This is a genomic window from Bartonella sp. SL320 (assembly GCF_059687635.1).
This window is the reverse complement of record NZ_CM185143.1, coordinates 694,522-710,277: the sequence shown is the minus strand read 5'-3', so window position 1 is coordinate 710,277 and position 15,756 is coordinate 694,522. Positions and strand designations below refer to the sequence as shown.

General features: G+C 40.2%; 9 protein-coding genes. All 9 read left to right on the top strand.

What is annotated here, in order from left to right:
* Positions 1-127 precede the first annotated feature (127 nt).
* The gene (gene traG / locus AC6ER8_RS02835; RefSeq protein ID WP_497079152.1) at positions 128-2,044 is read left to right on the top strand and encodes a Ti-type conjugative transfer system protein TraG; all 1,917 of its coding nucleotides are present in this window, start codon (positions 128-130) and stop codon (positions 2,042-2,044) included.
* Positions 2,045-3,081: 1,037 nt separating this feature from the next.
* Complete coding sequence (locus AC6ER8_RS02830; protein ID WP_497079150.1) at positions 3,082-3,426, top strand: hypothetical protein; 345 nt, start codon at positions 3,082-3,084, stop codon at positions 3,424-3,426.
* A 15-nt stretch (positions 3,427-3,441) separates the two neighbouring features.
* Positions 3,442-3,594: an antitoxin VbhA family protein gene (locus AC6ER8_RS02825; protein WP_497079148.1), complete on the top strand. Its 153-nt coding sequence runs from the start codon at positions 3,442-3,444 to the stop codon at positions 3,592-3,594.
* A 60-nt stretch (positions 3,595-3,654) separates the two neighbouring features.
* A complete protein-coding gene (locus AC6ER8_RS02820; protein ID WP_497079146.1) occupies positions 3,655-5,253 on the top strand; it encodes a BID domain-containing T4SS effector in 1,599 nt (532 codons plus the stop codon).
* Positions 5,254-5,561: 308 nt separating this feature from the next.
* Complete coding sequence (locus tag AC6ER8_RS02815) at positions 5,562-6,818, top strand: BID domain-containing T4SS effector (RefSeq protein WP_497079145.1); 1,257 nt, start codon at positions 5,562-5,564, stop codon at positions 6,816-6,818.
* 352 nt (positions 6,819-7,170) lie between these two features.
* Positions 7,171-8,106 carry a BID domain-containing T4SS effector gene (locus AC6ER8_RS02810; RefSeq protein WP_497079143.1) on the top strand — a complete coding sequence of 312 codons (936 nt, stop codon included), beginning with the start codon at positions 7,171-7,173 and terminating at the stop codon, positions 8,104-8,106.
* A gap of 356 nt (positions 8,107-8,462) precedes the next feature.
* Positions 8,463-9,770, top strand: coding sequence for a BID domain-containing T4SS effector (locus AC6ER8_RS02805; RefSeq protein WP_497079142.1), 1,308 nt, complete (start codon positions 8,463-8,465; stop codon positions 9,768-9,770).
* 282 nt (positions 9,771-10,052) lie between these two features.
* Positions 10,053-11,936: a BID domain-containing T4SS effector gene (locus AC6ER8_RS02800; RefSeq protein ID WP_497079140.1), complete on the top strand. Its 1,884-nt coding sequence runs from the start codon at positions 10,053-10,055 to the stop codon at positions 11,934-11,936.
* Positions 11,937-12,269: 333 nt separating this feature from the next.
* Positions 12,270-15,494 (top strand): BID domain-containing T4SS effector, encoded by a 3,225-nt coding sequence (locus tag AC6ER8_RS02795; protein WP_497079138.1) that lies wholly within the window; start codon positions 12,270-12,272, stop codon positions 15,492-15,494.
* Positions 15,495-15,756 lie beyond the last annotated feature (262 nt).

The following is a 15,756-nucleotide window of genomic DNA, read 5'->3' as shown; positions in this document are numbered from 1 at the left end:
CCTTCATGAGAAGGCCCCATAGACGAAAACTGTTTAGCGTTCTCTAACTTTTGAAAAAAAGAGAGGATCACACATCTAAAAAAGGGCATTTTACAGCATATTCAGAGAACATTGAAAGTAAAATACAATGAAATATACCAAGACACAAATGGTCCTTATTTTAACCCCAATTGCTTTAGGTGCTTTAACGATATTCCTCGTCCCCCATTTTTTATTGCTTATAACCAATGGACTAAGAAGCGATCAAATTTATTGGACTCTTCGTTCAGAACCTTTATTAGTTCTAGCCCTAACAGCTGCTGTTTCACTGTTTTATAGTCTCTCGCAAAAACTGCATTTACGTAAAACAATCACTTTTGTCTCGGTTGTGTTTTTTGGAGCCACAGCTCTTTACTATATTGGAGGTGAAATAAAACGTTTAAGTCCCTATGTTGGCCAACAAGGAATAACGTGGAGCTATGCACTTCAATTCATGGATCCCATGATTGTCTTTGGCATTATCATTGGTGCTTTTTTTTCCATCATTCAATTCATCACAACTTCGCCACTTAAAAATAAGGTCAAGCGTGCAAAAAAAGGTGTTTTTGGTGATGCCTCGTGGATGGATTTAAGAGAAGCAGCAAAAATCTTTCCTGCCAATGGTCAAATTGTTATAGGCGAAAGATACCGTGTTGATCAAGATAATGTATGCAAAATTCCCTTTGCCCCTGGCAATAAAACAACATGGGGAAAGGGTGGAAGCGCACCTTTGCTAACTTTTAATCTTGATTTTGGTTCAACCCATATGATCTTCTTTGCGGGTTCTGGTGGTTATAAAACCACAAGTACAGTAGTTCCTACGTGTTTAACCTATCCAGGCTCTGTTGTTTGTCTTGATCCTTCAACAGAAGTGGCTCCAATGGTTAAATTTGCGCGTCAAAAAATGGGCAATAGAAATGTTATTGTTCTTGATCCCAATTCACTTTTAACAAAAAATTTTAATGTCATCGATTGGCTTTTAGATGACAGCGTACCACGCACACAACGTGAAGCAAATATTGTAAGCTTTTCCAAATTGCTTCTCACAGATAAAAAATCAGACAATTCTTCAGCGGAATATTTCTCGACACAAGCCCATAATCTTTTAACGGCTCTTCTCGCTCATGTCATATTTTCTGATGAATATGAAGACGAGGAACGCAATTTAAAAACATTGCGTGGAATTCTCTCTCAATCAGAAACAGCCGTTGTTAATCAATTACGCATGATTCAAGACACAACCCCTTCGCCTTTTATTCGCGAAATGGTGGGGATTTTTACAGAAATGGCAGAACAAACCTTTTCAGGAGTCTATACAACCGCCTCAAAAGATACCCAATGGCTTTCTTTGTCCAATTACGCAAATCTTGTCTGCGGCAATGATTTTTCCTCCTCAGATATCACAGATGGCAATACAGATGTTTTTCTCAATCTCCCCGCCAGCATTTTAAACAGTTATCCAGCGATCGGGCGTGTGATTATTGGTGCCTTTCTCAATGCCATGGTTACAGCAGACGGTAACTATAAAAAACGTGTTTTATTTGTCTTAGACGAAGTTGATCTTCTAGGCTACATGAATATTTTAGAAGAAGCGCGTGATCGTGGACGTAAATACGGAACATCCTTGATGCTCTTTTATCAATCCTCTGGTCAGTTGGTCAATCACTTTGGGGAATCAGGAGCACGCTCATGGTTTGAAAGTTGCTCCTTTGTCAGCTATGCTGCCATTAAAGACTTTCAAACAGCTAAAGACATTTCAGAACGCTGTGGTCAAATGACCGTTGAAGTCACCGGAACGAACAAATCAAGAGGCCTCTCTTTAGGAAAGAGTTCTTACAACATCAATTACCAACAAAGAGCTCTCATTTTACCCCACGAAGTTATTCAAGAAATGCGTCAAGACGAACAAATTATTCTTATGCAAGGACACCCCCCTTTGCGATGTGGTCGCGCCATCTATTTTAGAAGAAAAGAAATGTTAGCCGCCGCTGCAAAAAACCGCTTTGCCCCACAAAAGAAAAGCTAAATCCTATGATGAGATACTGATAAAAGATAACAGCAAAAAACATACATTCTTGTTTTTAAAAAGCTTATAAACGAAAAATCTTCCTCAAACATCCAAGAAAAAAAAGGTCAAAAAAATCCGTTATTTTTTCTTTTTATATTTTGTGTATCATTTTATCAGCACTCATAATCTTTAATAAGTCTTTATAAAAAACGCCCATACCTCCAACCAATAGCAATATCTCCACTTGGAAGCAGAGCACATTCCTACAACGCTCTTCACATATAAGATATTTATTTATAATCATAATTCACTTTTTGTCTTCAATGAAAAACAAAGTAGCGTAACATTCTCTTACTTCAAATCTTTTTCCTGCTGAATTAATGACAACCTGGTCGCTTACACATCAAAAACGCAGCCCCATGTGGAGTAAAATAGTACAAAAAAGGCATGCCTTTTCATAAACTTTCTCTAAAACTTAAAATCTTATCCGAAACATTGGGGACTTAAAATGGGTGATGGCCGCAACTTCTCTATAAAGCATAATATAGGGGTGCTCAATAGGTTTTATACACTTCATAGAGGCTTTCCCATTGTACCATTCATAATCACCGCTAAATGGATAGGTTAAAAGATGTCTCTGTTAAAACAAACTTGAGAAGTAATAACACAATGATGTTCTGTTTTACGTAAAGGGCGCCCCTCCATGAAAAAATAGAATAAACAAAAGATTTATCTTTGAGACAAAAAACTCTCCCCCCTACACAACAAACATTGATTTTCCCAAAAAATATTCAAAAATATACTCCAAAATGAATAAAACATTCTTATAGAATCTTTTTCTCCCCTTTACGATAATATCAAGTGTCCTATCTTAGTAACTAAGCGTTGAAAAAATACCTTTCCCCCAACAGGAGAAAGGTTCTCTTTCTTATGGATTAAAAAAGAGCGCGATACAGTAAAAGCAACAGAACAAAGTAAAATACTTTTTGTTTTTAAAAATACGAGCAATATACCCACATAGACCAATAAGAAAAACATAATGGAGAAGATTTTTGATGACTGCTTTGATCCATAAACCTCTCAACCTGAATATTGTGTATGAAAAGTCCCAATACCATCTGATCACCAAAAGCGATCCTACCCGCCATATTCACGCCGTTCATCAAAGCGCTTTTGCAAACAACTTTACTAAAAGCAAAACAGCAAAAACCTTAAACAACATTTTTCTTTTTAATCTCTTTACCTCACCTCAAAGAATGAAGATTTTCTCCAAAGTCGATTTATCAAAAATCTACCTTCTGACCCACGCTGTGGATTTATATCACCGTCTACCAGTATTTACAGCACAACAGGATCATAAACAAAAGGCAATATCAGAAAAGCTTTTCCCAAATAAATGAAAAAAGGAAACAGGCATGAAAACAATCACAACAGATCATTTGACATCTTTCATACCAAAAACCTTTCAAAAGCGTTACAAAACAATTGATACAACCATCCACACCCTTAAGGAACAACCTCTCATAACTCTCAAAATCTTAAAAGAATACGCGACGGGGGATTTTTAACATGACCCGCGTTTTAAGACGCGTATCAACCACCACCATACCTTCTTTAGGAGAGACTCTATGTTAGAGCAAAATTATCTATATAAGGGAACCAAAACACTCAAAAATAAATATAACATCAAAGACCCCAAAAAACTGTATGAACGCTGTGCTAAAGATGCCGCCCAAGAGGCCACCAATTTTCGTCATGAGCCACCACCCCTAAAATTTGATATTGCTTATCTCCAATTAATCCACTGGAGCCTCTTCCACAAAACTTTTGAATGGGCAGGTCAAACCCGCGATAAAACCTTTACCTTTGAAGATGGGAGCAAAGCTAGTATGCCAGCGATGCGTCCCAAAGGCTATGAAGCTCCTTTTGCTATCGGTCCGCAGATAAAAAAAGAGCTGAGACAACTTGAAAAAGCACTGAGTGAAAAGAACAATTTACAAGGCTTATCGCGCCAAGAATTTGCTGAACATGCCGCTGATGTTTTTATGGCGCTTGAGCATGCTCATCCTTTCCGAAAAGGCAATGGACGCGTCAATCGAATGTTTATGGAAAAGCTTGGACAAGCAGCAGGACATACCATTGACTTTGCGTTCATCACAAAAGGACGCATGACAGCAGCTTGTATTGAAGCCATGCAACATGGCAATCCCCAACCGATGAAAGATCTTTTTGAAGATATCACCCATCCACAAAAATCTCTTGTTTTAAAAGAATTCATCTCCCAAATGAGAGCCGCTGGACTGGAAGAAATTAACGATCGCATTGTTGTTGCAGCAAAGGAAGGTGTAACCTATAATGGCACTTTTAGAGGCTTCTCAGCAGAAGGTTTTGTCATGGAAATTGATGGAGGGTTCGTCGTCGGACACAAAGATGATCTTCCCCCAGAATATGTTAAAACATTACACAACGGTGCCCGCATCTGTTTTCAAAAATCCAATGTTCAAAATGTAAAAGAAACACTGATCCCACAAGAAACATTAGCCCCTCTCACAAATGAAGAGTTATTTGCAAGAGCTTCAAATGACGCTTATGTTACAACATGCCGAAAAGAAATTGAAAATCTATCAAAGATTGTTTATGGCAGTAAACATACCTTACAAGCAAAATTGAATATCGTAACAGCAGACCCAAGCTTAGGAAATCAGTTTGCCGATGAAATTCTACAAAATCCCCAAACAGTTTCTAAACTTGCCGGAAGAAAAATGCTTGACATGAAAAGCCCAAGTCGCAGACAGGCGGAACAAAATGTTCCACAACTCAGCCAAGCTCTTAAAAATTATAGCGCAATCACCCAACAAGCAAAAGATAACATTCTAGAGCACCACCACAGAGAACAAAATCGACTAAGCCACGCTGTCGAAAGGCCTGGGAAAAATTTACAAAGTCTTTTTGCCTTCCCAGAAGATCAACAAAGAGAAGCTTTATTGCATTCTCCAGCACTCCGACAAGAACTCCATACCTTTTCACGCCAACTACAAAGTCGTCTTTCCGCAGAAGATCGGAAAGCCATACAAGAAAATGATCCTACAAGACTAGCATGCCTTCTTGGGATATCAGAAAGCAAAGCAAAAGAAATTGCACAGACTGTCAAAAACACCCAAGAAGCACAGTCTCAAGCCCGCAGCTTAAGAGTTAGTCGTTCTTCATCGCTGGCTATGACTGGCTAAAAAGGCGAAAACTTTTATCTTCCACCTAAATTCTTGGCACCAATTATTCTATCGCAATTGTCCCCATAAATTGTTTTAGAATATTACAAAAAATAGTCTTAAAAATGGATCCTATAATTTATAATAACTTATTGATAAGATTTCACAAAAAAACTGTATAAAAGACATAAATCTCCATTAAACTTAAAAGCGAATAGCGCAAAATCTTTGGAAGCCATTCAATTTGATATCTTCAGTTACTTTAGATTTATCAAAAAAGTGGGGCGTGCACCAAAGAGGTTTTCTAAAAATATTGAAAGGAAACAGCCGTGAAAAAAAGTCACCCACAACCAACCCCTCAGAACCCAAACACTCAAGGCCCAGAAGCTCAGAATCCAGCCCCCCTCTACGCACAAGTGAATAAACCCAACAGAAGAGGAACACGCTTACAAAGAGGAGGACCGCGCACACTAAGTCCGGAAGAAATACAAAGCAGAAATGCTGGAAACCCAGAAAGAAGACAACCCTCAAGTGGTAGAGTTCTTTATGCAGATCTTGGCCGAGAAGGTGGTAGTACGCAAGGGCCAGAAGGCCCCTACGACATACCGCAAACGAGAGTGCAAGAACGCTCCCCTTATGATACACCTCCTCAACGACCACTAGAAACTGTCTATGCTCCACAAAATCCCCCTCAAGGCACGATCTATGCCCCGCAATACCCACTAGGACATGCATCTACCCGTCCAAGACTTGATAGGAGTTCACGTGAACCCTCCCCCGAAAACCCCACAAATCCCTATGCCGTCGTTAATCTGGGAACAGGTGAGACAGAGTTCCAAGAAACAAGAAACCCTCTCTATGACTCACCTAGCGGAAGTAAACAAGATCTGCGCCCGCACCAAAAACCAGCAGATCCTCTCTATGCGGAAATTGACCCCAGAACAGAAGGGGGACGCTCTCCCCATAAACCAATAGAATCTGTCTATGCAACATTGGGCATGGGCGCTGTAGGTGGACAAGACCCCCAACAACAGGAAAATCCTCTCTACGAAGGCCTTGGCAGAGCAGCAACCCCCCCTCCCAGAACCCAAAAAGATGTGGTGACAAGCAAACTTTTAAAACACACAGAGGTTCAATATGGTGTAAGAGAAACCCAAGAATGGTGTACAGTTGTTTATGGGAACCCACATGCTTTGAATGAGCAGCTTGCGGCGATTATTAACGATCCTCAGAGTGCAGATAAAATCTTATGGAACCTTGCAGCCAACCCTGAAAATGCTGGTAAGCTTGCTGGTCGGCAAGTTCTTGGCGTAAAAAGCCCTGATCGTAAGGCTGCCGAAGAGGCTTTTTCTCCCCTTTGTTCAGCACTTGAAAGACATATAGTTAAAGTACAAAGACTCCACAAACAGTTTACACATGAACTGACAAGAGATCAAAAACAAGACAGTCCAGAAAGAAGCCCTGAACACAGACGTCATCACCACCATCATCGTCGTCACGCAAGAGAACAGGAACAAAATAGTCCAGAACACAGCCCACGACAACAAAGACATGGAAATGAAAAAGGAATGGCTTTTGCCATGTAAGGGCGCATCAACATAAAAACAGATCAATTTTTGTTTTTCATATAACCTCTTTTGCAGTGAGTTTCTTGGCGCAAATTGTCTCTTAGCGGTTGCGCCAAGAGTTGTTTTAAAATGTTACAAAAAACAGTCCTAAAAGAGACCTAAAAATGACCCCTATTATTTATTGTAACTTATTGATAAAATTTCATAAAAAACTGTAGAAAAAACACAAAGCTCCATTACATATCAATATGAATAGCGCGGAATCTTTGGAAGTCATTCGGTGCGATATTTTTTTTGTTTCAAAGCAAATAAAGCATAAAAGACGAGAATGCCCCAAAGAGGTTTTCTAAAATATTGAAAGGAAACAGCCATGAAAAAACATCACCCAGACCCTCTTTATGCACAAGTAAATAAACAAACCAGAAGACACCAGCCCCAACCAAACCCAGAAGAGGAAGAAGTTCTATACGCATCCGTGGGCACCGTTAACCCTCTTTCAAGAGGTGAGCGTCATGATCGGCGACCAGAAGATCCTGAAACCGACTATACCGAGGTTGCTTCCCAAAGACGTGGAGAGGATGTTCTATACGCATCCGTGGGCACCGTTGATCCTCTCTCAAGAGGTGGGCGTCATGATCGGGGAAGAGGAGCTTCTGAAACCGAGTACGCAACGGTTTCTTCCCAAAGACGTGGAGAGGATGTTCTATACGCATCCGTGGGCACCGTTGATCCTCTCTCAAGAGGTGGGCGTCATGATCGGGGAAGAGGAGCTTCTGAAACCGACTATACAGAGGTCAATCCACAACAAAGAGGAAGACCTCCCCTTACAAGTGAGCAAATGAGTGCTATGCTTTTAAAAACCCCACAGGTCGGAGCATATGCAGAAGAGGTCATACATTGGGGAAAAGTTGTTTATGGCAATGACACGCTTTTCCAGAAACATTTGCAAGAGATACTGACAGATCCTAGTAAAGGAAGAGATCTTTCATATGAAGTTGCAGCAAATCCTGAAGGCCTTGGAAAGCTTGCTGGTAGACAACTCCTTGGTGTAAAAAGCCCCGATCGCAAAGTAGCTGAAGAAGGCTTTCAACACCTTGTTAATGCCATTGATGGTTATACAAAGGTTGTAACAGAGACAAAAGAGCGGCTCTTGCAAACCCCCTTGGCAGAACAACGACGCCAGCAAAAACAAGGAGGACCAGAAAGAGATGAGCACAGACATCATCATCACGCAAGAGGACGAGAACAAAACAGTCCTGAACACAGTCCTCAACGACAAAAACATGGAATGGCTTATGCCATGTAAGAGAGCATCAATATAAAAACAGATTAATTTTTGTTTTTCATATAATCTCTTTTTCATTTAATTTTTGGCGCACATCGTTTTCTTGCGGTTGCGCCAAGATTTGTTTTAGAACGTTACAAAAAATAGTCCTAAAAGAGATCTAAAAGTGGATCCTGTTATTTATTGTAACCTATTGATAAGATTTCACAAAAAAACTGTATAAAAAACACAAAGCTCCATTAAACTGAGAATGAATAGCGCAGATCTTTGGAGCGCATATCAGTTCGATATCTTCCTTTGTCTCAAAGTGATCCAAGCATAAAGGGCGAGAATGCACCAAAGAGGTTTTCTACAACAATTTTTGAAAGGAAACATGCATGAAAAAAGATCACCCTCACCCTTTTCCCTCCTCATCAATACAAGAACTTATAAAGCTTTATGAACAAGCGGCAGCAGAAGTCTCAGGCCCCACCCCTCTCCCTAAAGAAGCACCTTCAAAAAACAAAAAACTATCAACAATACTGGAACAAGATGAGGAAAGACCCTCTCTTTTGGAAGAAGAAACTGTCACGGAAGAAATTACACAAACATCCGTTAAAATGACACGTGCAACAACGCCTCTCACAAGAGAAAGCTCAATCCAAAGACCACAAGAATCTGAAAAAACAAACCCAGCAGTTGCTTCACACAGCGCTTCACAAAAGGTAACAACAATCCTCTCACAAGAAGAAATCTCTCTCTTGCTGTCACACCACCCATTGGTTAAAACATTTCAAGAAGAAATCAAACGTTTAGCGGCAAGTGCCTATGGCACCCCCCAAATTTTACAAGAAAAAATACAGGAAATTCAAAGCAATCCTCAAGCGGGAGAGGAGCTCTCATGGCGCATGGCAGCCTATCCTGAAAGTATCGCTAAACTTTCCGGCATCAGCATATTGGGCTTTAAAAATCAAGCACGAAGAAATGCAGAAGAGAGTTTTTCCGCCCTATGTGTCTCTATTGATTGTTATACAGAAGCCGTAAGGCAGGCAAGAGAAGACCTATCACAATCTCCAGAGCAAGAACTCAAAAACTATGAACGCCTCATGGGGAAAGCGGCTGTTGCTGAACTGCTCAGAAAACCCGAACCTTCTCAAAGGGAAGAGAGGCTTCCAGAAGCAGACATTTCCACCCAAATTCACCAACATTCAAAAGTCAAAAGATACCATGCCCAAATCCAATATTGGTGTGGTGTTGTTTTTGGTCAATCAAATATTTTGCAATCACAAGTAGAAACGCTTTTCCAAAACCCCGACACAATAGAAGAACTCGCACAGCAACTTGCCGGAAATCCTCGCTCTTTTGATAAATACGCTGGTCGCAACTTTTGTGGCTTTAAAAATAAAGCACGCAGACATGCTGAATCTGGGCTTTCTCACCTCATTGATGCCACTGATAATTATGCAATGACTGTAAAGCAATTAAGAGAAAGCCTTTCACAAGCTCCGCAAACCCAACAAGAACGCTATGAATCATCTGAACAAGCGCAAAACTTACATCAACAACAAAGCGTCTCACAATCTGCTCAACGCCTTGAGCATGCAATAGTCACTCATGAAGGAGCAACAACTTCTGGTCAACAAAGAGAAACAGATTTTCGTCCACGCAAAACTGCCGCCCCAAAAACAATGGTTTTTGCCAGCTAAACAGACATAAGTTTTCACGTTGAATCCAACATCTTGGCGCAACAAAGAACCGAGATAATTTGCGCCAAGAAAGAGAGAACGTTGAAACAAGTTCATTCCGCCATCACTTAATCTAACCCATTTAGAGAGTGATTATAACCTAAACCAAAGAGAGCCAAATCTCGTGAAGCCATACCTTCTCCCATAAAAGAAAATAAAAAAGCATAAAACAGGATAAAGACCAACTTAAGTTTTTAAATAGTATTCAAAAACAATATTGGAAGAGCTTGAAAGGAAGCATGTATGAAAAAAAGAAACCCATCCCCTTTAATCGCCCAAATGATGGAAAAATTTCAACAACAAGCTGAACAATCCCCCCCTAGAACCTCCCCTCCCAAAGTTTCTCAAAGCACACAACCCACCCCACATACAAAAGAAAGGCAACAACATAACACACGAGTTCAAGCCTCCCCCTCCACACACCCCAAAATGGCTCCACCCCCTCCCCCACGCATGAGAGATAAAACGCCTATCAGCGCAACATTCCCCGGTACTAAAACCCAAGAGGTGCCTCCTGTACAGACAAAGGTGGCTCCGCCAAAACCTCCACGTGCAAAAGATAGGCAACAAACCAGCACACAAGTTCAAGAGCCCTCTTCCACGCAAAAAAAAGTAGCTCCTCCCCCTCCTCCACGCGTGAAAGACAAAACGCCTTCCGGCGTAACAATCCAAAAGCCAGAAACTCTGGATCTCCCCTCCGCGCACACAAAAACTGCTCCACAAAGACCACCACGCGCAAAAGATAGGCAACAAACCAGCATAAAAAACCAAGAAAACCCCTCTGTACACATAAAAACCGCGCCACAAAGACCACCGCGAGCAAAAGACAGACAACAAAATAAACCAACAACTCAAGAGGACGAAGGTCTTTATGCAACGCCTTCTTCACAACCTTTCCCACGTATAAGAGACAAAGTGCAATACGGCACAAAAATCCAAGAGCCTGAAACACTCGCTCCGAGCGTTAGACCAAAAACACCCTCACATAGGATACCCAAGCAGCAAAGCAGTTCATCCTCACAAGACAGTGAAATCTATGACGTTCCTCGTTCAAGAAAAACACACCGTAGGGGAGACAGACAAAAAAGTGATGCTGTCGCCCAAAAAACAGATTCCCCACACACAGCAAGCGAACAACCAAAACCGCCCCATCAACAAAAAAACTCTATTGATAAAATGGAAAAAGAGCTCTTGCTTGGAGCCTATCACGAAGAAATACGATTTTTATGCGAAAAGGTTTATGGTGACCGGCTTATTTTAGAACAAAGAATAGAAGCAGTCAAAGAAAACCCCGCTATGGGAGAACAGCTCTTATGGGATATTACAGAAATCCCTCGGTCTATTGCTAAGCTAGCGGGGAAAAAGACTCTTGGTATTAAAAATGAAGCTCGTAAAACCGCTGAAGAATCTCTTCCCGCTCTATGTGACGCTATTAATGGTTATCTCTATACTTCAAAATACTTAAAAGAGAATATTTCACAGCATTCCCAGACGAAACAGCAACCGTATGAACAAGCGCCAGAGAAGGGCGCCATCAAGCAACACACTCAAATCCTACTCAATCCAGAAAAAAGAATCCAACCTCTCTCAAATCCAGAAATTGCTCGCAGAGTTCAACAAGATCCAACGGTTCAATATGGTCAAAGAGAGATCGAATATTGGTGCCAAATTGTTTATAAAGATCCATTTATTTTACAAGATAGAATGGAAGACATGCACAAAATCCCAGGTATGGGAGAAGAACTTGTCTTTCAAATTGAAAGTAATCCTACATTTTTTGCTCCGCTTGCTGGAAGAAAAACCCTTGGCATAAAAAACGGAGCACGCAAAGCCGCTGAAGAAAATCTTCCAACCCTTTGTACCGCTATTAAGGATTATGCTGAGACGATAAAACAGTTAAGAGAAACCATTGTACAAAACCATCAGGAAGAACAGCAACAACGCCATCAACCCTTAACCGATCTCGATAAAAAATTGCAACATCAGCAAAGCCTATCGCAGTCCCCGAAGCTCCCTGAGCGCTCAACAGAAAAGCACCGTCAAGAGGTTGCAGAAACCTCTCGACAAAAAGAGCAACTGCCTGTTCGAGCGCACAGAACCGAAACATCAAAAGCAATGGCTTTGTAATAGTTTCATCACCGTTAGCTTTTCATACAAAACTTTAGTGCAATTATCTGACCCAAATTGCATCACGGACGGCGTATAACATACAGAAAAATATGAATAAACTCTCACATAGCAAAACGTATTGAAAAAAATTCCGATAAGATCTCATAAAAATGATCAATATTGATTTTGTTCCATGATTAACGCGATTTCGACGCGAACAAAGTCAAATTTCTCCCATCATTCAAGTGAGCATTCTTCTTTGACAAAACATTATAGCAATAACATAAGGCAAAAAATTTAAAAAAGAAGCTTTAAAAAAAACAAATATTGAAAATTTGAAAGGAAATATGCATGAAAGAAAACACAGAACATGGTGCCTCTTCCACACAGGAAGAATTGCAAGAACAACACTCTGCAATGAATGCAACCATTTCTAGGCAAATCAATGAAGCAGCGCAAAATTTTTTCTATCCTAATACCAAAGTACTTAAGAATAAATACCGCATTAAAGATAAAGAAATATTAAAAGAACGATGTTCTGATGATGTAAAAAAAGAAATGACCAAACTGCGCCAAGAACCTCTACCAGAGCAGTTTAATGCCTCCTATCTTAAATATCTTCATCACCGCCTCTTTTACCGTGCATTCGAATGGGCCGGACAAACCCGTGAAGAATCTTTTACATTTGAAGATGGCAGCGTTGCTTCTATGCCCATTTTGAAAAGAAAAGAATTTACAAAACCTTTTGCAATTGGCACACACATACAGGAGGGACTAGACAAGTTAGATAAAACACTTGCTGACAAAAATAATTTACAAGGTTTATCCCGCGAAGAATTTGTTGAACATGCCGCTCTAATAATGATGGATTTGCATAACTTGCATCCTTTCAGAGAAGGCAATCGGCGTACAAAAAGACTGTTTGTTGAAAGGCTCGCTGAAACAGCAGGACATAAACTAGACTTTTCTATTGTGAGCAAAAAGCGCAAAGACTTTGTCCGCGCAGCCGCCATGGAACGTGGCGATCCAGAGCCCATGAAGCATCTTCTTGAAGATATTACCAATCCAGAAAAATTGCTCATTTTACAAGAATTCACCAACGCTATGAAAAATCTTGGAATGGGTGAAAACAATTATTATCTTGCTGTCGTTGCAAAAGAAGGTGAAACCTATTATGGGACCTATAGAGGCTGTGGCCTCAATGGCTTCATGATGGATGCTCAGGGAACTCTCATCTTAGGAAATAAAAAAGATCTTACACCAGAGCAAATACAAACATTAACAATTGGTGACACCTTCTCCTTTACAGCACCAGAGGCTCAAAGCCCACAAAAAACCCAGCAACACCCATTGCCTCCAGAAGAAAAAAGAACTTCTCTGAAAAACGATGAAAGAACGAAAAAGAGCAAAGACAACACATCCCTTCAAACAAAGAGAAAAGAAAACGCATCTTTTGCACCATGGGTTGCTCCTCATGCCTTAGATGACAACATTGAAAGTATATCCCAACCCTTGCAAGAAAAAGAACAAATAGAACAACCAATCGCTCAGTCCTCTTCCTCTATAAGGCCAACACAAAAAGATTTCCAAGAAACCATTTTACAGACCAGCCATACAGCGATAAATGATCAAACATCTGTCCAAAGAACAAAGGAAACACACGCTGATCATCAAGAAAGCGCAAAACACCCCCCCCAAAAAGCAATGGCCTCCTGGGATACAGGAACAAAAACAACAGACATAGCCACTCTCACCTCGCAGGAGAAATTATCTCCAACGTCTAAAGCCGAAAAAGATCATACAGCATCCCGTAATTTCTTTTATCCCAACAGTATCACTCTAAAAAATAAATACGGAATAAAAGACTCTGAACAATTAAAAATGAAATGTGCCCATGATACAGCAAAAGCAATCCTTCAGCTGCGTCAAGAAATCCCCCCACAAAATCTCACCTCCAGCTATCTCCAATATATTCATCATACTCTGTTTAAAGACACTTTTGAATGGGCAGGACAAACCCGTGAAAAACCATTTACATTTAAAGATGGTACCGTTGCTTTTATGCCAGAGATGAAAAAAGATGGGGTTCGTTTTGCCTCAGGAAAACAGATCCAGGAAGGACTAGAAAAGTTAGATAAAAAGCTTTCTGAAACGAATAATTTAAAAGGCTTAACCCGCGAAACATTTGTTGAACAAGCCACTGAACTGTTGATACAGCTCAACTATACGCATCCTTTCAGAGAAGGCAATGGGCGTGCACAACGAATGTTTTTTGAAAAAACTGCACAAGCAGCAGGACACACACTCGACTTTTCTCTTGTCACAAAAAAACGTATGGACCTTGCCAGCATTGCATCGCTACAACACAACGATAAGGAAATGATGAAACATCTGCTTGAAGACATTTCCAATCCAGAAAAAAGACTGATTTTAAAAGAATTCATGGATAGTATGAAAAATATTGGGGTTAAGAATATTCATAATCAGCTTATTATGACTGCGAAAGAAGATCATCTCTATAAAGGCTTCTACAGAGGGGCTAGCGCAAGTGCTTTCATGCTTGATGTTAATGGTACTTTCATCATAGGGAATAAAAAAGATCTCACTCCAGAGCAAATACAAACATTAAAAATAGGCGACTCCTTCTCCTTTAAAACACAAAAAATTCGAAACCAACAAGAAATTCTAATCCCCGCAGAAACAGTTCCTCCCCTTACACGCGACGAAATTATCACAAAAATAAAAAACAACGCATTCATTCAAGCAAAAAGAACAGAAATTGAAACTTTATGCCAAATTATTTATGACAACCGGCATATTTTGCAGGAAAAAATTGAAAGGCTTCATGAAAAACACACGGAGGGAGAACAGCTCACCTATCAAATTGCCACATCTCCTCAATCGATTGCTAAGCTTTCTGGGAGCAATATATTAGGCATAAAAAACAGCGCGCGCACTGAAGCTGAAGCCAATCTTTTGCCCCTCTGTAGCGCCATTGATTGTTATATCAATATTTTTAAACAAACAGAAAGAAACATTCTCCATAACCATCGCGCAAAACAAAGACGCTGCGAACAAGCGGTAGAAAAGCCTAAGGTTTGGATGCAAAATCTCCTTTCCTTATCCAATGAACAACAGCAAGAAACGTTATCAAACTCTCCTGAATTAAGGGAGGAAATAAAGGCTTATATCAAAAAAATCAACGAACGCTTATCCTCAAGCGAACATGACGCGATAAGGGAAAATAACCCTGAAAAACTTGCTAAAAATCTTGGGACATCAGTCAACAAAGCAAAAGAGATTCTGGAAATCGTCAAGCAAACAAAAGAGATAGAAGAAAACATACTCTCCATAAATTTTCATGATCGTCAATTGAATGAACACTCAGCTCCAAACCAGCATCAATCTTTCCCGTACCTATTGATAAAGAAAAACACTGAAAAAATGCGTTCAAACAGCCTTGATAAAGAAGCAAGGAAAGCACAGAAAATGACCGAAAACATCCATCAGAACATCAAGAGACAAGAAAATATTCAATCCCACCAAACGCAGTCAGCAAAGGCCATGACTCTCTAAAGTTTCTATAAGCTTTGATTTTTTTACCCTCTCAGGTCAAAATGCCCTCCCAAATCAAAAAGATTGCCTTTACTCGCTGCCTTCATCGGCAAACCAATGGTGCATCAACGAGATGCGAAAACTATAAAGGAAAAACTTTTCTTATTTGCTAAAACTTTACCCCTCAACGATGAAAAGGAATCTAAACAGTGCAATTGATAAGAATTGATCATTTTTGAAAAGACCATTTATCCCTTATCATTGCCCGCGCGGCTCTTATCTG

Bases quoted from the DNA above. Each gene is read 5' to 3' on its own strand.
- traG (WP_497079152.1), top strand. From the start codon at position 128: ATGAAATATACCAAGACACAAATGGTCCTTATTTTAACCCCAATTGCT.
- AC6ER8_RS02830 (WP_497079150.1), top strand. From the start codon at position 3,082: ATGACTGCTTTGATCCATAAACCTCTCAACCTGAATATTGTGTATGAA.
- AC6ER8_RS02825 (WP_497079148.1), top strand. From the start codon at position 3,442: ATGAAAACAATCACAACAGATCATTTGACATCTTTCATACCAAAAACC.
- AC6ER8_RS02820 (WP_497079146.1), top strand. From the start codon at position 3,655: ATGTTAGAGCAAAATTATCTATATAAGGGAACCAAAACACTCAAAAAT.
- AC6ER8_RS02810 (WP_497079143.1), top strand. From the start codon at position 7,171: ATGAAAAAACATCACCCAGACCCTCTTTATGCACAAGTAAATAAACAA.
- AC6ER8_RS02805 (WP_497079142.1), top strand. From the start codon at position 8,463: ATGAAAAAAGATCACCCTCACCCTTTTCCCTCCTCATCAATACAAGAA.
- AC6ER8_RS02800 (WP_497079140.1), top strand. From the start codon at position 10,053: ATGAAAAAAAGAAACCCATCCCCTTTAATCGCCCAAATGATGGAAAAA.
- AC6ER8_RS02795 (WP_497079138.1), top strand. From the start codon at position 12,270: ATGAAAGAAAACACAGAACATGGTGCCTCTTCCACACAGGAAGAATTG.